The following is a 17,779-nucleotide window of genomic DNA, read 5'->3' on the forward strand; positions in this document are numbered from 1 at the left end:
GGTCATAAGAATTATTGCCAGTATGGATTTTGTGTAATCATGGAATTGGCGGTGATGACCTCTTCCGAAACCGGCCAGTAAACACCTCCGGCAGCCTCAAACTGCTTAAAGCTGAGTTTCTGACCATTCTTTTCTATGAATGCCGCATCGCTGTTTTTAATTCTGTTGAGCCTCACCAGGTCATACCATCGCCAGCCTTCCCCCATCAATTCCCTTCTGCGTTCTTCAAAAATCGCCTGGATCACATCCGGCGTATTTGCGGTAGTAAAAACGATTCCCCTCAGTGCAGTGGCCCTGTTCAATTCCGTTAATGCCTGGTCTTTCTGACCTAAAACCGCCAGTGCTTCCGCACGGAGTAAGGTGATTTCTTCCAGTCGGCTAAATACCATGGTAGAATTGTAATAGGTTAGTTTCCCTTCCGCACTAGCCGGGTTAACCACTTTTATTTTCTTGAAAATCGGTCTTTCTGAATCGGTATCGTAGAAGTAATTAGCTCTGTACTTGCCTGAATTCTGGTCAATACTATAGCGCAGATCTGTAGGCCAGGTAAATATTTTCAAAATACTATCCCTGGAAACAAACATTTCCGGCTGTACTTTAGGAATAAAAGGGGCGGCAAGTGTCAGTTGTTCGATATGGCCATTCGCGGTGGATAAACCATTCACATAATCAAAAGGAAAACCCACGATGCATGTGGCTCTTTTGCCGGCAAAAGGACTGCTGTCAGAGTTTTCGGTAAGTCCGGTCATACTCAGGAACTCCAGATCCTCTACGCCTTTTCCAACCTGTTTGGAAACATTATCCAGTACAAATTTGGAATAATCCGCAGCATCCAGGTAGTTCCCTTCCCAGGCAGCGATATGTGCCAGAATTACATACGCAGATAACCTGGTCCAAAGACTGCCATGCCAGGTACTCCAGCTACCCGCATAATATGGACCAGGCAGGATGGGATCTGATCCACCATAGATAAAGGGTAGCACTTGTGCGGCTTCCAGTAATTCCCGGGTTGCAAAGGCCAGTACCTTTTGCTGAGGACTTCTACCCACTTTTATAAATTCACCATCATGAGAAGCCGTTAAAAGTGGTACATCTCCCCAGATTCTACACATATAGAAATAGGCAAATGCACGCAACATCTTTGCCTGTGCAATATCTACGTTGTGGTTCTGTTCGGTATAACGTTGTTCTACCTTACGGATTTCGCCGGAGCGCTCAATAAATAAGCTGGCGGCATTGATCACCGCATAAAAGCTGCGCCAATTGGTCATTCTATTGATCACAGGGTAAGAAGCATTCAGCTGACCTCTAACAATCGCCTTCATATCAGACCTGGTGGTTACCGTAAAATCTCCTTTTCTTAAATCCCCCATTAACCAGTATCCATTATCAGCAACTGTAGCGGAACGCAGCAAACCATAAACGGAGAATAAGTTGGCCCGCGCATCTTCCAGTGTTTTCCAATTGGTTTCATCTGTAGCTAACCTCGTCGACTTTACATCCTCAATCTTTTTGCAGGAGAAATTAATAACCCCTGACAAGCAGATTAAAACTCCAATCGAAATTTTATAATAACTATTCATGATGTTGAGTATTTAATTCAGTAATTATTCTTTATAAATCCAGTTTAATCCCCAGTACAATGGTGGTTGGAATCGCCAGATTGGCGCCATCGTAATAGCCGTTAAAGTTGATGAGTTCAGGGTCAACACCGGAAAATCTGGTGATCGTTAGCAGATTCATTGCAGTAGCATACAAATAAGCACGTTTGAAACCCGCATGGCGCTTCTTAAAAACACCAGATTTTGCGAAATCGTAACCCAGAGTTACCGACCTTAATTTCGCATAAGAAGCATTCTCCAGGAACAAATCCTGATCGGCTCTATACGCATCTACATCGCTGAAAGGGTTGTAAAGCGGATAGGTTTTCGCCTTATCAAATATCTGCCAGGATGAAACCTCCTTAACAGAGTTGATGTCATTATTGCTTTCTCTATTGATAAAACCGTAACGACTCGCCTCATATTGGTTGATTGCTTTTTGGCCCAGGGCAAAAATGAAGTTAAAGTTGAGGTCAAAATTCTTGTAGCTTATGGTGTTGTTCCATCCGCCCGTGAACTTTGGAAGTCGGTCGCCATTTAAAACTTTATCCTTGTTGTCGATCCGGTTGTCCGAATTATAATCCAGCCATTCAGGATCTCCTGCTTTCAATGGAATCCCATTAAAAGTTCTTCCTGCCGGAACCTCAGCATCGCTATTGTAAATCCCTGCATTGGTATACAACCAGAAACTACCTACCGGCTTGCCGACTACCAGTTTATTCTCACCAATTACGATTTCATTTAAACCACCAGGCAAGGCTTTAACCCGGTTCACATTATAGTTCAGGTTAAGTCCGGTATTCCAGATCAGCGATGAGGTATTGCCGATCACATTACCGTTTAACAAAAGTTCAACGCCTTTATTATTCAACTCCAATCCCGATTCATATTTCTGCGTATAGCCGGTTTCAAATGGCACTGGAATACCTAAGAGCTGGTTTTTATCATTTCTGTTATAGACTGTAATTGCCACATTTAAACGCTGGTTTAAGAAGGCTCCATCCAGGCTCAGGTCTGTTCTATCCACAAAAGGCATCTTGATACCATAACCCACGAAACCACTTCCATAAGGCCTGTTTATCCCCAGTCTACCGTTATATCCTGGTATGGTAGGTTCTTCAAACCAACCGTTTTCAGAGCGATATTGCGGACCTGCCGCAAATTTATCATCCAGAAATACCCGGATCGTTCTACCCCAGCCTCCGCTTAAATTAAGGCTATTAAAAACAGTAGAACTTTTGAAAAAGCTTTCTTTAAGATTGAAATTTGCACTAAAAGCCGGTGTAGTCACCCATCTGCTATCGGGTTGCCCATTGGAAGAACCGTCTCTTCTTAATATGGCACTCACAGACAGCAGGTTTTTGTAACTGTATTTCGCCGTTCCATAAAAAGAGAACAGGTTACTCACTGCCTTGTCTATGTATCTAAAAACCAGAAAGTCCCTGGCATGCAGGTAATCCGCAGCCAATGGATTGCCGCTAACCAAATTGATTTTTACATAGTCATTAGGGCCATTGTACCCTCTGCCGTAATTATATTTATAGGTATCGTCCTGAATATTTAATCCGGCCTCTACAGCTAGTTTGTGGTTCTTTTGAAGTTCAAAACTATAGGTTGCATGGTTATTTATGCCAATACGCTGGGTGTAACCAAAATAATTCGACAGAAAACTTACCCCATCCATCAAAGTAGATGGCATAAAATAATCCCTGCTGCCTTCATTGTAATCGAAGATCAGACTGGAAGCAATCGTCACTTTATTGATTTTACTGCTCAAAGTAAAGCTCCCGTTCAAAATGGTATTCCGGTTATTGTCTACCGCTTTACCGAGTTCTTCCAGATAGCCATTATACACTTCCAGATTTGGTGATAAGGGACTAGACAAATCTGGAATATACCTGGCTTCGGCAAAACGATCTCTTAAACTTTTATTCCTGACCCGGTCTAAACGTGCCGCATTAACCACACTCGAAACGGTAAGCCATTTGAATGGCGCCATGTTGATCCCAAAGAATAAATTGTATTTATCCAGACTGGTATCATCAGCATTACCTGCATTTTTAGTACCCGAACCAAAAAATCTGAAATTGGCCCTGTCACTACCTCCCGTAATTCCAAGATCCGCAGCATACACCGGACTGGTCTGATAAAACTTGTCGTTCCAATCTGAGGAACCGTAATAGGCGGTATTGGTAGAATCGCTTAAGTAGGAGGCATAACTTTCCTGATTTTCAGCAGTACCATACTTTTGATAAAATGGTTTTCTAAAATTATTCTCATAAACCCCATTTACGGTATTTACTTTTGGCGGACTAACAAATCCAAAATAAGTATTCAGGCTAATGTCTCTAACCCCGGCTTTTGCATTTTTAGTGGTAATATAAATGGCACCATTGGCGGCATTCGGCCCTAGCTTTGTCAGCTCAAAGGGGTCTTTCACCACGGTTATAGATTGGATGTTATCTATATTGAGTTGAGAAAGTAAGTTTGTTGCCGGACCAATCCGGTTAAAATCATACTTCTGCACATCAAATGCAAAGGGATTATCCTGTGCTAAAGGAACACCATTTAAATACACCGCAGGTTGTAAGGCGTAGATATCCCGCTTGGTAAACAAAACTCCCGAGGGGCCCCTAACGATCATACTTTGCTCGGTTCCGGGTTCACCATTAGGTTCCTGAACATATACCCCGGCTAAGTTTCCTTTCACAATTTGCTGCAGGGATAAATTTGGTACCGCGCTGATGGAGCGAATGTGAAGGGTATCACGTACATTTTTAAACTTTTGCAGGGCCATAACCATTTGCCCAATGGTATCTGTCTTTGCAATCTGAACGCTGTCTCGTTTAGTCTTTGTCGTATCTTGTTGCTGAGCAAAGTCATTAAACATACTTTTTGTATGCAAAACACGTTTGGCATATAAAGAATCCAGGCCAACACAAGACAATAACAAGGCAAAATAAACGCTTGTTGAAATTTTAAACATTATAATTTTTTTGATTAAATAATGATCAATAAAGAAGGTTGAAGGGTTTAAAGAAACCAGAAGGATCAATGATAAATCGATGTTTCTTTGCCTAAAATTTTAGGAGTAAAAGGTTCGTATAGTTCTCTACATAGAATTAATTAAGGTTTTGTATTTCCTAAATTATCATTACGGATTTAAAATATAATACAAGCCCTTATCCAAAAGGAATACAAACATATGGATAACCCATCATGTTGATTTACAGACAAATACATCTAAACACAAAAGCTTATGTATAATGGATTTATTCCATAACCACCACAAGGTGTATAAAAAACAAAGGGGGATCCGGGTTCAGGATTGAATCTATACCTTTCCTAAATAAAATATGCGCAGGCTAAGTTTAAATTCCTCTGCTTTACGGGATTGCAGGCGAATATTTAATTGTTGGGGAAACAATCCGGCATAAAAAAAAGAGATTGCCATTCAGCAATCTCTTTTCATCAGGGGGGGGAAATGCCATTGGTTATTGGCAGTAAATCAGGGGGATTTTTGATCTTATTTAAAGATTGTTTTTGGCACTGTTCCAGTCCAGGAAGCTGGAAGCTTGCTGACACCAAAAATCTTTGCCAGAACCAATGCCGTATTCTTATTGCTATTGAACTCCGTGATCAGGCCCAGTTTCTTGATCTTTGGTCCTGTAATTGCCCAGGGCACCTGCATCTCGTTCATCGTGGTACCACCATGGCCTTTACCTATACCTCCATGATCTGTGATGAGCATAAAATGTAAGTCATTGTACAATCCGGCGCTCTTTAATTTCTCCAGCAAAATACCAATTTCCACATCTGCTGCTTCAATCGAGCTAATATATTGCGGCGACATCCAGCCAAAGCCATGACCGGCATGATCGGTATGTACACTATATAAGAAGACCAGGGCAGGATCTTTTTTATGCTGCAGCAGGAAATCATACGCTTTATTATAGTTGTCTTTATACTGATCCTTCTCCTGAAAAGAGACTTCATCCAGGTAAGTTTTGTTAATCGGATAGATGAGTTCTTTCCAATTGTAATAATAGGCGATTTTAGTTTTAGGCTTTTCTGCTTTCAGCACTTTAAAAATAGAAGGATAATAACCATCCTTATCCGTTTCTATGGGCGTCAGAATATGCTTCTCCATGGTCCAGCCATTGCTCGTTACCCCATGTTCTTCCGGTCCGGAGCCCGTAAAATGACTGGTCCAGTTCGGTAAGGTAATAGAAGGCATCACCGGTCTGGTGGTTAAAGAGAGCACGCCATCTGCAATCATTTTATCCAGGTTTGGGTGTTTAGCTGTTTTGAAGCCTTCCGTGCTAAAACCATCCAGGCCTATAACAAGTACACGCGGCGACTTCTGAGCGATTGAATACAATGGGATTAATGCCAAAATCAGCATTCTTAAAAAAAGAGTTTTCATTTGTTTATCGTGTTTAATTTGTTGTGTTTATACGGAAAAATTGCTTTTCCTAAATTATCATTTCAGATTTAAATTCTAATAGAACTCGCCATCCAAAAAAATACAAACATATGGACAACAAAACAAACTAGTAATCAATCAATTACAATCATATTTAGAAATATATGTATAATAGCTATATGCTGCTAGCTTCCTTAAATTACCGTTAATGTATCAAGCTTTCAGTCTGGATAAAGAAAACAGAGCCCTACACACAGCTAAAATAGCAATCCTCCCGGGGGATTTGAAAATGCGTTAAACGCAAAAAGCCGCTCTACTTTCGTAAAGCGGCTTTGTAGCCCGTAGGGGAATCGAACCCCTATTTCCAGAATGAAAATCTGGCGTCCTAACCGGTAGACGAACGGGCCATTTAAGGTTGCCTTCAACTTAACGTTGACGAACCTAATTTGGTAGCGGGAACCAGACTCGAACTGATGACCTTCGGGTTATGAGCCCGACGAGCTACCAACTGCTCCATCCCGCACTCTATGTTAATGTTTAAAAAAAACGGAAAGAATGTGATCTCCACAATCTTTCCGTTTTTGTAGCCCGTAGGGGAATCGAACCCCTATTTCCAGAATGAAAATCTGGCGTCCTAACCGGTAGACGAACGGGCCATTTAAGGTTGCCTTCAACTTACGTTGACGAACCTAATTTGGTAGCGGGAACCAGACTCGAACTGATGACCTTCGGGTTATGAGCCCGACGAGCTACCAACTGCTCCATCCCGCACTCTATGTTATTACTATCCTACAACTAGTCTAGCTTATTAATATCTCCTTACGAATAAGAAAGATTGTAGCCCGTAGGGGAATCGAACCCCTATTTCCAGAATGAAAATCTGGCGTCCTAACCGGTAGACGAACGGGCCATTTAAGGTTGCCTTCAACTTGCGTTGACGAACCTAATTTGGTAGCGGGAACCAGACTCGAACTGATGACCTTCGGGTTATGAGCCCGACGAGCTACCAACTGCTCCATCCCGCACTCTATGTTATTACTATCCTACCACTGTAGTTTAGTTTATTAATACCCTCCTTACACGTAAGGAAGATCGTAGCCCGTAGGGGAATCGAACCCCTGTTACCAGAATGAAAATCTGGCGTCCTCACCCCTAGACGAACGGGCCATTTTGACTGCCACTAACTTTACAATTAGCGAATCAATTTTGGTAGCGGGAACCAGACTCGAACTGATGACCTTCGGGTTATGAGCCCGACGAGCTACCAACTGCTCCATCCCGCACTATATACAATTCCGATTGTGTTAATTAATTGGTTAACTCTTCCTCCGAATTGGAATGCAAAGATATAATTCGTTTCTTTGCGGTGCAAATTTATTTCAAAAAATATTTTCATGTCACATAAAGCAGGTTTTGTAAGTATAATTGGTAAGCCCAATGCGGGTAAATCAACGTTAATGAATGCCCTGGTGGGTGAAAAGCTTTCTATCATTACTCCGAAAGCTCAGACTACCCGTCACCGTATTCTGGGAATTGTCAATGAAGAAAATTATCAAATCGTATTTTCGGACACTCCGGGGATCATAAAACCACGTTATGGTTTACAAGATTCTATGATGAGTTCGGTAAAAGGTGCCCTTACTGATGCAGATCTTATTCTGTTCGTTACCGACATTAACGAAACACATGATGAGAACGATGTATTAGATAAGATCATTGATACCACCATCCCAATGATTGTCCTGATCAATAAGATCGACAATGCCACACAGGAAGAAGTGGAAGCTAAAATGACCTACTGGCAGGAGAAGTTAAATCCTAAACATATATATGCCATCTCTGCATTGCACCTATATAACTTAGACGGCATCATGGAAACGGTATTAGATCAGTTACCGGAACATGCTCCTTTCTATGATAAAGAAGATTTGACAGACCGTACACAAAGGTTCTTCGTTTCCGAAATCATCAGAGAGAAAATCTTCAATAACTACCAGAAAGAAATTCCATACAGTACAGAAGTTGTGATTACTTCCTTCAAAGAAGAAGAGAAAATTACCAGGATTAGTGCAGAGATCATCGTAGAACGTGATTCGCAGAAAAATATCCTGATTGGTAAAGGTGGCGCCATGCTTAAAAAGGTTGGTACTGAGGCCCGTAAGGATATTGAGAAATTCCTGGATCAAAAAGTGTTTTTAGAGACCTTCGTTAAAGTTGTTCCGGACTGGCGAAGTAAAAAGAACTATTTAAAAAGTTTCGGGTACGAAAATTAAGCTTACCTTTGCAACCCCTTAATAATTAATACAATTCATACATACACATGAGCAACATTATCGCAATCGTCGGAAGACCAAACGTAGGCAAATCTACCCTATTTAACCGCTTAACAGAGAGTCGTAAAGCCATTGTTGATGATTTTAGCGGTGTAACCCGTGATCGTCATTACGGATCGGCAGAATGGACTGATAAGCAGTTTACTGTTATTGATACCGGAGGCTATGTAGCCAATTCCGAAGATTTATTTGAAGCAGCTATCCGCGAACAAGTGGTAATTGCTATCGAAGAAGCAACTGTATTGTTGTTTATGGTGGATGTCGTAACCGGCATTACCGACCTGGATGACGAAATTGCACAGTTACTTAGACGCAGCAATAAACCTGTATTCATCGTTGTAAATAAAGTAGATAATACGCAATTACAAAATGATGCATCCGTATTTTACGGATTTGGTTTAGGTGAGATCTACCCGATCTCTTCTATGACTGGTTCTGGAACAGGTGATCTGTTAGATGATGTAATCAAACACTTCGAAGATATCGTAGAAGAAGAGAATGCATTACCTAAACTGACCATTGTTGGCAGACCTAACGTTGGTAAATCATCACTAATCAATGCACTGATTGGTAGAGAAAGAAATATTGTAACTCCAATTGCCGGAACTACAAGAGACTCTATACATATCCACTACAACCAATTCGGACATGAGTTCATGTTCATCGATACTGCAGGTCTTCGTAAGAAAACCAAAGTAAAAGAGAACATCGAGTTTTATTCTGTAATGCGTACCATCAAAGCTTTGGAAGAAGCTGATGTGGTGATCTTAATGATCGACGCTATGGAAGGGTTAGAATCACAAGATGTGAACATTTTCCATCTTGCTGAGAAAAACAAAAAAGGTATCGTAATCCTGGTTAACAAATGGGATTTAGTAGAAAAAGATTCAAAAACCACTAAGATTTTTGAAGAACAGATTCGTACTAAATTACAACCGTTCACTGACGTACCAATCGTTTTCACCTCTGTAATCACTAAACAACGTATCTTCCAGGCAGTAGAAACTGCTTTAGAAGTTTACAAAAACAGAGGGAAGAAAGTTCCAACCTCTAAATTAAATGATGTGATGTTGCCGATTATTGAAAAATATCCGCCACCATCATTGAAAGGAAAGTACATCAAGATCAAATACATCACGCAAATCAATGGTACTTCACCAATGTTTGCTTTCTTCTGTAACTTACCTCAGTACATCAAGGAACCGTATAAACGTTTCATTGAGAACAAACTACGTGAAAACTTTGATTTCTCCGGATCACCGATCCAGATTTATTTCAGACAGAAATAGAAATTGAATTACTGCAAACTGGATAATGCCTGTTTGACCATTGCATCACTCAAGTTGAGCGCTTTGTAATAACCGGCATCACCCAGGTGGTATTTACAAAGCAAAACTTTAACATCATTCAGGATTAAAGGTTTTGCTGCCTGTAGTAATTTAGGCTCTATCACAATATTCTTACTTTGAATATATTTAACTAAATCCTTGTAATCTGCATCATTTATGGTAAAGGTTGCAAGGTTTTGTTCTATAAAAGAAGGCGTATAACGATTTCCCAATACGTCGTACACAAAATCAAACAACACTTTCTTCGCAATCAGTTTCGCATAAAACCTGTTGAAACCACTGGTATCCATTTTTACATAGATATCCGGCTGAATGCCTCCGCCTAAAAAGGCCTTACTATTCTTCAGACTGTCTTTCGCGCTTACCGAAGTCAGCTCACCATCGTTAAAACGATCTTCAATCTCATTTTGATAGGCATTGTAGCCCTTCTTATAAGATTTCTGGATACTTCTACCCAATGGGGTGTAATACCGCGCTATGGTTAGGTTTAAAGCAGAGCCATCCACAAAAGGAAATTGCTCCTGTACCAGGCCTTTCCCAAAAGAACGACGGCCGATAATTACCCCACGATCCAGATCCTGAACCGCACCCGCTAATATCTCACTGGCCGAAGCCGAGTTTTCATTGATCAATATCGCCAGTTTCCCCTGTTCAAACTCCCCGCCACCGGTACTAAAGTAATCGGTACGTGGTTCATGTTTTCCCTGAGTATATACAATTAACTTATTTTCTGAAAGAATCTGATTCGCCAGACCGGTTGCCGCAGTCAGGTAGCCTCCCCCATTATCGCGGAGGTCTAAGACCAGCTTTTTCATGCCCTTCGTTTTCAAATTACGCACAGACTCAACAAAGTCCGAATCTGTATCCGCACCAAACTTACTGATGCGCACATAACCCGTTTCCGGATTCAGCATATAAGCGGCATCAATGCTGCTCACTTTTACCCTTGCCCGGTTCACAGACAGCAATACCGGCTGCGCAGTACCCGGATGTAAAATGCTTAATTTAACCGCAGTTCCTTTTCTACCCTTAATCTTACCGATCATTTGATCTCTCGGCAAATCTCTTCCACTCACAAACATGGTGTCGATTTTAAGAATTTTATCCCCCTGGCGGATTCCGGAAAGAAATGCCGGACCATCTTTAACCACATTAGTCACGAGTAAAGTGTCATTTAAAATGTAATACTCAATTCCGATGCCTTCAAAATTACCGCCCAGTGTCTCTGCAAATTCATTGGCTTTCGCCGGAGGCAGATACACACTGTGTGGGTCCAGCTGATGCAGTAAACTATCAATAGGCAAATGGTGCATACTGTCTGCATTCACCTCATCCACGTAGTTTTTATTGATGATATGAATGATTTCATCGACCTTCCTGCTGCTATCTGCCGCATAAGCCAATGGCTTTTGAAGCTGATACCCCTGATCTTTTAAAAACTTATAGCCAACAACCATCCCCCCTATTAAAGTAAGAGAATAGGTGAGTGCGATTAAAAGGTGGTTTCGGGTGGTCTTTTTCATGGTTTATTGCTGCGTAAAGTTATAAAATAACCCTATCATTTAGTAAATTAAGTCCTAATCATTCACAATTGTTTACGCTTTATAGGAATTAACAAGAATGTTGCAGCTTTGTTCCCAAATAAGCAATATCAACCTTGATTATTTCGTCTTTAAAAAGAAATTCCCGAGTTTTAACAAAAAAAACATGATCAGAGTAACGGAGCAGGAATCAACCTATCAAGGCATCGATCAGATGTCTGTCCTTGAAATTCTTCAGGGCATCAATAAAGAAGACCAGACCGTTCCACTTGCGGTTGAAAAAGTGATTCCGCAAATCGAAAAACTGTCTATCGCAGTCACCGAACGCATGAAAAATGGCGGCCGTTTATTTTACATTGGCGCAGGTACCAGCGGCCGTTTAGGCGTGGTAGATGCCTCAGAATGCCCGCCAACATTTGGCGTTCCATTCGACCGGGTGGTTGGGATCATTGCCGGTGGCGATACCGCCATCAGAAGAGCAGTAGAAAATGCGGAAGATGATGCGCAACAAGCCTGGATCGACCTTAATGAATATCAAATCAACGAAAAAGACTGTTTAATCGGACTTGCTGCTTCGGGCACTACGCCCTATGTGGTTGGCGGATTAAATACCGCGCGTCAACATGGCGTCTTAACCGGCTGTATCGTTTGTAATGCCGGTGGCCCGATTGCCGCAGAAAGCGATTTCCCGGTAGAAGTAGTGGTAGGCCCTGAATTTCTGACCGGTTCCACCCGTATGAAATCCGGTACTGCACAAAAACTGGTGTTAAATATGTTAAGTACCACCGTCATGATTAAGCTTGGCCACGTCAGGGGAAACAAAATGGTGGACATGCAGCTGACCAACCATAAACTGGTAGATCGTGGCACACAAATGGTAATGGAAGAACTAAACATTGATTACGCGAAGGCGGAGGACTTGCTTTTACGCTACGGCAGCGTACGTAAAGCAGTAGAAGCCGGCAGCAAATAACCGGAATATTATATGCACGAAATCGAACCTTTCTACCTGTGGCGTGATGATTATATCGCGGCGGAAGATGAACGTTCTCCATTTTACAACACCGAATACTCGGAATTCTATTTTGATAAACAGCTTTACAATTTCCTGATTCACCCGCAATGGGATGATTTCGGCTCCAACACCCTATACATAAAAGTCTTGTATGCGGATTACGACCGTAATTATGCGATTATTGAGTTTATCGGAGAATGGAATGATGCCATCGACAATGACATTATGCTCCTGAAAAGAGAAATTCTGGAACTGATGATCGACGAAGGGATCAACAAATTCATCCTCATCGGCGAAAATATCCTGAACTTCCATGCTTCCGAAGACAGCTACTATGAAGAGTGGTTCCAGGATGTGGAAGATGGCTGGATTTGCGGCATCAATTTCCAGGAACATGTCATCAAAGAATTCAGTGCTGCAAACCTGGATTACTACATCAACTTTGGTGGGCAACTTGACGATTTGGCATGGAGAACCTTAAAACCCATTCAAATTTTCAAGAAAGTAGAAGAAACGCTGACAAAAAGGCTTGGGGCATAAGTTTTGTAGGCCTGTAAACTAATTAGTATCTTTAACTATAAAATTTAAAAGAAAAATGGATAACAACAATAATTACCAATGGGCAAACAAATCAGTATTTGTCGAGCAGGAAAGAGGAGTCGTTGCTAAGAAATTCTTCGCAAATGTATTCTTATGGATGTTCGTTGCCCTGAGTGTCTCTACACTTGCGGCCTACGTAGTTTCAAGCTCACCGGCCTTATTAAGCCAGTTGATGAACCTTGAAACCGGAAAAAACACCGTTCTGGGCTGGATTGCCATGTTCGCCCCACTGGGATTAGTCATGTTAATGGGAGCCGGATTTAGCCGTCTTTCTTATGGCGCTCTACTGGGTGTATTTGTGCTTTTCTCGGTCTTATTAGGCGTAAGTTTAAGCTATATTCTATTGATATATACCTCAGGGTCTCTTGTAGCCTGTTTTGGTGCCGCAGCAGGTATCTTTGGGATCATGGCCTTTTTAGGATACACCACAGAGGTGGATCTAACCAAATTTGGCCCGATCCTAATGGTAGGTGTAGCTGGTTTATTTATCGCCAGTATCATCAATATGTTCTTAGGTAGCCCAACATTCAGCTACGTAATGAGCTTCTTCGGTGTAGCCATCTTTACGGCATTAACCGCTTATGACGTTCAAAAACTGAAACGTATCGGTGCAGGCCTGGAAGAAAGTGGTGACCCAATCGTACAAGCTGATGGTAAAAAATTAGCAATCATGGGTGCATTATCACTATACCTTGACTTTATCAATATCTTCTTATTCTTATTGAGAATCTTCGGAGACAGAAGATAAGAAGCTGTAAATTATACGCAAAAGGGCTGTCAATTTTTTGGCAGCCCTTTTTGCTACCTTATAATTCCTCTAGCTCCTGAAAATCCATAACGCAAACCAGCCTTTGCAACCCTGATTTTGAGCGTAAACCCACAGGTTTTCAGAATTTTATTCCGAACCGACAAACAATACCACCGGCTATTGCAATATTATATGCTTTAAGTGCTGTTTTTTTGGAAATGATTTTTCTTTGTTGCACTTTTGCAGAGCTTATAGAGAAAGACGGAGGGATTAGACCCTGCGATGTCTTAGCAACCTGTGCTTACAAGGTGCTACATTCTACTGGAAACCGGACCATTGGTTTCCGAAAGATAAGTTAAAGTCGACCCGATACCGGACTTTTCAATAAGCTTTTAACTGCGTACAAAACTTAACCGACAGGGCATTCCTATCCGGCTATAAAAAATTACGCGTTACCCGGAGAACTAAAAAAATGGATATTAGAGCAGAGTTAGAGAAACGCATTTTAATTATTGATGGCGCCATGGGTACCATGATCCAGCGTTATATCTTAACGGAAGAAGATTTTAGAGGTGAAAGATTCAAAGATCACCCTTGTGATGTAAAAGGCAATAATGATTTGCTGAACCTTACCCGTCCCGATATTATCAAAGCAATTCATACCGAATACCTGAAGGCCGGTGCAGATATTATTGAGACCAATACCTTCAGTACCCAACGCATTTCCCTGGCAGATTACCAGATGGAAGAGCTGGACTATGAAATGAGTTTCGCCGGTGCTAAAGTAGCACGTGAGGCGGTAGACGAGTTCATGGCTAAAAATCCAGATCGGATATCTTTCGTAGCAGGAGCCGTTGGCCCAACCAACAGAACCCTTTCCCTTTCACCGGATGTGAACGACCCTGGTTACAGGGCCCTAACCTTTGATGAGCTGGTATCCGCCTATGACCAACAGGTCCGCGGACTGGTTGACGGTGGTTCTGATGTGTTGTTAATTGAGACTATTTTCGATACGCTGAACGCAAAAGCAGCCATATATTCCATCAAAAAATACGAGAAAGAAATCGGTAGAACGATTGATATCATGATCTCCGGTACCATTACCGATGCTTCAGGAAGAACTTTATCCGGACAAACGGTAGAGGCTTTCTTAAACTCTGTAATTCATGCCAACCCAATCAGCATCGGTTTTAACTGTGCTTTAGGGGCAAAAGACATGAGACCTCACATTGAAGAGCTTTCTGCAAAAGCCACTTGTTATGTTTCTGCCTATCCAAATGCAGGATTACCTAATGAGTTTGGCGCTTACGATGAAATGCCACATGAAACTGCCCACCTGGTGGAAGATTTCATTCAGCATGGCTTCGTAAATATTGTAGGTGGTTGTTGCGGAACAACGCCGGAACACATTGCCTGCATCGCTGCTAAAGCTAGAAAAATTACCCCTAGAAAAATTCCTGTTGTAGCTCCATACCTGCGCTTAAGTGGATTAGAAGCGGTAACCGTGACTCCGGAAAGCATTTTTGTGAACATCGGAGAACGTACCAATATTACCGGATCTCCTAAATTCTCGAAACTGATTTTAGGTGGTGATTATGAAGCAGCCTTAACTGTTGCCCGTCAGCAGGTAGAAGGTGGTGCCCAGATCATCGATGTAAACATGGATGAGGGGATGTTAGATGGTGAAGCGGCCATGGTTAAATTCCTGAACCTGATTGCTTCGGAACCGGATATTTCCAAACTGCCAATCATGGTCGATTCCTCTAAATGGTCGGTTATTGAAGCCGGATTAAAGTGTTTACAGGGAAAAGGAATCGTGAACTCGATCTCCTTAAAAGAAGGCGATGAGAAATTCATTGAAAGTGCTAAAAAAATCATGAACTACGGCGCAGCGGTAGTGGTGATGGCATTTGATGAAAAAGGACAAGCGGATAACTTTGAACGTAGAAAAGAAATCTGTAAACGTTCTTACGATATCCTGGTAGATCAGGTTGGTTTCCCACCACAAGACATCATTTTTGACCCGAATATCCTGACCGTAGCCACCGGTCTGGAAGAACATAACAACTATGCCGTAGATTTTATCAATGCGACACGTTGGATTAAAGAAAACCTGCCTCATGCTAAAGTAAGTGGTGGGGTATCTAACATTTCCTTCTCTTTCCGCGGAAACAATACCGTGAGGGAAGCGATGCACTCTGCCTTCCTTTACCATGCCATTAAAGCTGGTTTAGATATGGGGATTGTAAATGCAGGGATGTTAGAAGTTTACCAGGAGATTCCACCGGCACTATTAGAACGTGTGGAAGATGTGCTGCTGAATCGTAGAGATGATGCCACTGAACGACTGGTAGAATTTGCCGAAACGATCAAATCTAAAGGTAAAGAGATTGTCAGAGACGAAGAATGGAGAAAAACATCCGTTGAAGAAAGACTTTCTCATTCTCTGGTTAAAGGTATTATCGAATACCTGGATGCCGATGTAGAAGAAGCGAGACAAAAATATCCAAAACCAATCCACGTGATCGAAGGTCCTTTAATGGACGGGATGAACATCGTTGGAGACCTTTTTGGTGCCGGAAAAATGTTCCTGCCACAGGTCGTAAAATCTGCCCGTGTGATGAAAAAGGCCGTAGCTTACCTCCTTCCATTTATTGAGCAGGAAAAACTGGACAATCCTGATGGAAAAACCAGCTCTTCGGCAGGAAGAATCCTGATGGCTACCGTAAAAGGTGACGTTCATGATATCGGAAAAAACATTGTAGGCGTTGTATTGGCCTGTAATAACTTCGAGATCGTAGATATGGGCGTGATGGTGCCTGCACAAACCATCATTCAGAAAGCAAAAGAAATCAATGCCGACATCATCGGATTAAGTGGTTTAATTACCCCTTCTCTGGATGAAATGGTACATTTTGCCAAAGAGATGGAGCGTGAAGGATTTACCATTCCTTTAATTATCGGTGGCGCAACCACTTCCAGAATCCATGCCGCTGTAAAAGTAGCGCCAAACTATTCTGGCCCTGCAATTCACGTATTGGATGCTTCCAGAAGTGTAACCGTTTGCAGTACCCTGATGAACCCGGAAACCAGAGGTGCCTATATTGATGGCATCAGACAGGAATACGATAAAGCAAGAGAAGCGCATTTAAACAAGCGCTCTGATAAACGCTTTAAAACACTGGAAGAAGCCAGAAAAGATCAGTTTCAGATTGATCTGGACCAGGTAGCACCTGCCCCTGCTTTTACCGGAACTAAAGTATTTGAAGATTATCCACTGGAAGATCTTGTTCCCTATATCGACTGGACGCCTTTCTTCCATACCTGGGAGTTGCGCGGCAGTTACCCTAAAATTTTCAACGATAAACTGGTTGGAGACGAAGCCAAAAAACTATTTGATGATGCTCAGGCCTTATTGAAACGTATTGTAGACGAGAAATTACTAACCGCTAAAGGGGTGATTGGTTTCTGGCCGGCAAATACCGTTGGCGATGACATCGTATTAGACGTTGAAGGCAAAGAAGTCACCATCCACACCCTTCGCCAGCAGGCGGAAAAAGTGGCCGGAGAACCTTACTATGCGCTGTCCGACTTTGTAGCACCAAAAGAATCCGGTGTTGCCGATTACTTCGGTGGCTTTGCAGTTACCACAGGTATTGGTTGCGATGAGCTGGTAGCAGAATTTGAAGCCAACTACGACGATTACAACAGCATCATGGCAAAAGCATTGGCCGACAGGCTTGCCGAAGCTTTCGCAGAAAGAATGCATGAGCTGGTCCGTAAAGATTACTGGGGTTATGCGAAAGATGAAAAACTGAGCAACGAAGACCTGATTAAAGAAGAATACGCAGGAATTCGCCCGGCACCAGGTTATCCTGCCTGTCCGGAACACAGTGAAAAAGGAACACTTTTTGAATTGCTGGATGCCGAAAATAAAATCGGACTTCGCTTAACAGAAAGCTATGCCATGTACCCTACTGCCGCTGTAAGTGGTTTCTATTTCGCCCACCCACAGTCAAGGTACTTTGGATTGGGAAAAATCACCAAAGATCAGGTAGCAGAATATGCCACAAGAAAAGACATGCCACTGGAAGAAGTGGAAAGATGGTTAAGCCCTAATCTGGCTTACTAATTAACAGATACCGAACCTAACAAGCCATATTTTA

The 17,779-nt window shown here is 42.1% G+C and carries 10 protein-coding genes, 8 tRNA genes and 1 riboswitch; of the genes, 6 read left to right on the forward strand and 12 right to left on the reverse strand.

What is annotated here, in order from left to right:
- Positions 1-11: 11 nt before the first annotated feature.
- The 11 genes from R2Q66_RS04475 to R2Q66_RS04525 all read right to left on the reverse strand — a co-directional run bounded on the left by R2Q66_RS04475 (position 12) and on the right by R2Q66_RS04525 (position 7,310).
- Positions 12-1,583 (reverse strand): RagB/SusD family nutrient uptake outer membrane protein, encoded by a 1,572-nt coding sequence (locus R2Q66_RS04475; protein ID WP_316746810.1) that lies wholly within the window; start codon positions 1,581-1,583, stop codon positions 12-14.
- 31 nt (positions 1,584-1,614) lie between these two features.
- The gene (locus R2Q66_RS04480) at positions 1,615-4,587 is read right to left on the reverse strand and encodes a SusC/RagA family TonB-linked outer membrane protein (RefSeq protein ID WP_316746811.1); all 2,973 of its coding nucleotides are present in this window, start codon (positions 4,585-4,587) and stop codon (positions 1,615-1,617) included.
- A gap of 540 nt (positions 4,588-5,127) precedes the next feature.
- Positions 5,128-6,027: an alkaline phosphatase family protein gene (locus R2Q66_RS04485; protein ID WP_316746812.1), complete on the reverse strand. Its 900-nt coding sequence runs from the start codon at positions 6,025-6,027 to the stop codon at positions 5,128-5,130.
- 335 nt (positions 6,028-6,362) lie between these two features.
- A tRNA-Glu gene (locus R2Q66_RS04490) sits at positions 6,363-6,434 on the reverse strand.
- A gap of 40 nt (positions 6,435-6,474) precedes the next feature.
- Positions 6,475-6,550 (reverse strand) — tRNA-Met (locus tag R2Q66_RS04495).
- Between the two features lie 61 nt (positions 6,551-6,611).
- Positions 6,612-6,683 (reverse strand) — tRNA-Glu (locus R2Q66_RS04500).
- 39 nt (positions 6,684-6,722) lie between these two features.
- Positions 6,723-6,798 (reverse strand) — tRNA-Met (locus R2Q66_RS04505).
- A gap of 67 nt (positions 6,799-6,865) precedes the next feature.
- Positions 6,866-6,937 (reverse strand) — tRNA-Glu (locus R2Q66_RS04510).
- A 39-nt stretch (positions 6,938-6,976) separates the two neighbouring features.
- A tRNA-Met gene (locus R2Q66_RS04515) sits at positions 6,977-7,052 on the reverse strand.
- Between the two features lie 70 nt (positions 7,053-7,122).
- Positions 7,123-7,194, reverse strand: a tRNA-Glu gene (locus R2Q66_RS04520).
- A 40-nt stretch (positions 7,195-7,234) separates the two neighbouring features.
- A tRNA-Met gene (locus R2Q66_RS04525) sits at positions 7,235-7,310 on the reverse strand.
- Between the two features lie 111 nt (positions 7,311-7,421).
- On the opposite strand from R2Q66_RS04525, the gene era reads away from it, so the two are divergent.
- Positions 7,422-8,300 carry a GTPase Era gene (gene era, locus R2Q66_RS04530; protein ID WP_062546744.1) on the forward strand — a complete coding sequence of 293 codons (879 nt, stop codon included), beginning with the start codon at positions 7,422-7,424 and terminating at the stop codon, positions 8,298-8,300.
- 47 nt (positions 8,301-8,347) lie between these two features.
- Entirely contained in the window at positions 8,348-9,649 is a 1,302-nt protein-coding gene (gene der, locus R2Q66_RS04535; protein ID WP_265843278.1) for a ribosome biogenesis GTPase Der, read from the forward strand.
- A gap of 8 nt (positions 9,650-9,657) precedes the next feature.
- Here der and R2Q66_RS04540 read toward each other — a convergent pair whose 3' ends face one another.
- Entirely contained in the window at positions 9,658-11,232 is a 1,575-nt protein-coding gene (locus R2Q66_RS04540) for a S41 family peptidase (protein ID WP_316746813.1), read from the reverse strand.
- A 184-nt stretch (positions 11,233-11,416) separates the two neighbouring features.
- Here R2Q66_RS04540 and murQ point away from each other — a divergent pair, with 184 nt between their 5' ends.
- The 4 genes from murQ to metH all read left to right on the forward strand — a co-directional run bounded on the left by murQ (position 11,417) and on the right by metH (position 17,745).
- Positions 11,417-12,223: an N-acetylmuramic acid 6-phosphate etherase gene (murQ, locus tag R2Q66_RS04545; RefSeq protein WP_316746814.1), complete on the forward strand. Its 807-nt coding sequence runs from the start codon at positions 11,417-11,419 to the stop codon at positions 12,221-12,223.
- A gap of 12 nt (positions 12,224-12,235) precedes the next feature.
- Positions 12,236-12,805, forward strand: coding sequence for a hypothetical protein (locus tag R2Q66_RS04550; protein ID WP_316746815.1), 570 nt, complete (start codon positions 12,236-12,238; stop codon positions 12,803-12,805).
- A gap of 55 nt (positions 12,806-12,860) precedes the next feature.
- The gene (locus R2Q66_RS04555) at positions 12,861-13,613 is read left to right on the forward strand and encodes a Bax inhibitor-1/YccA family protein (RefSeq protein WP_316746816.1); all 753 of its coding nucleotides are present in this window, start codon (positions 12,861-12,863) and stop codon (positions 13,611-13,613) included.
- Between the two features lie 246 nt (positions 13,614-13,859).
- Positions 13,860-13,970, forward strand: a riboswitch (SAM riboswitch).
- Between the two features lie 115 nt (positions 13,971-14,085).
- The gene (gene metH / locus R2Q66_RS04560) at positions 14,086-17,745 is read left to right on the forward strand and encodes a methionine synthase (RefSeq protein ID WP_316746817.1); all 3,660 of its coding nucleotides are present in this window, start codon (positions 14,086-14,088) and stop codon (positions 17,743-17,745) included.
- The last annotated feature ends 34 nt before the right edge of the window (positions 17,746-17,779 follow it).

Origin of the sequence: Pedobacter gandavensis, from assembly GCF_032677645.1 — a bacterium.
GTDB lineage: Bacteria > Bacteroidota > Bacteroidia > Sphingobacteriales > Sphingobacteriaceae > Pedobacter > Pedobacter gandavensis_A.

What these genes read in the sequence shown, in the direction of transcription:
- era (WP_062546744.1), top strand. Translation starts at nt 7,422, where the DNA reads ATGTCACATAAAGCAGGTTTTGTAAGTATAATTGGTAAGCCCAATGCG.
- R2Q66_RS04485 (WP_316746812.1), bottom strand. Translation starts at nt 6,027, where the DNA reads ATGAAAACTCTTTTTTTAAGAATGCTGATTTTGGCATTAATCCCATTG.
- R2Q66_RS04540 (WP_316746813.1), bottom strand. Translation starts at nt 11,232, where the DNA reads ATGAAAAAGACCACCCGAAACCACCTTTTAATCGCACTCACCTATTCT.
- R2Q66_RS04475 (WP_316746810.1), bottom strand. Translation starts at nt 1,583, where the DNA reads ATGAATAGTTATTATAAAATTTCGATTGGAGTTTTAATCTGCTTGTCA.
- R2Q66_RS04480 (WP_316746811.1), bottom strand. Translation starts at nt 4,587, where the DNA reads ATGTTTAAAATTTCAACAAGCGTTTATTTTGCCTTGTTATTGTCTTGT.
- R2Q66_RS04550 (WP_316746815.1), top strand. Translation starts at nt 12,236, where the DNA reads ATGCACGAAATCGAACCTTTCTACCTGTGGCGTGATGATTATATCGCG.
- metH (WP_316746817.1), top strand. Translation starts at nt 14,086, where the DNA reads ATGGATATTAGAGCAGAGTTAGAGAAACGCATTTTAATTATTGATGGC.
- R2Q66_RS04555 (WP_316746816.1), top strand. Translation starts at nt 12,861, where the DNA reads ATGGATAACAACAATAATTACCAATGGGCAAACAAATCAGTATTTGTC.
- murQ (WP_316746814.1), top strand. Translation starts at nt 11,417, where the DNA reads ATGATCAGAGTAACGGAGCAGGAATCAACCTATCAAGGCATCGATCAG.
- der (WP_265843278.1), top strand. Translation starts at nt 8,348, where the DNA reads ATGAGCAACATTATCGCAATCGTCGGAAGACCAAACGTAGGCAAATCT.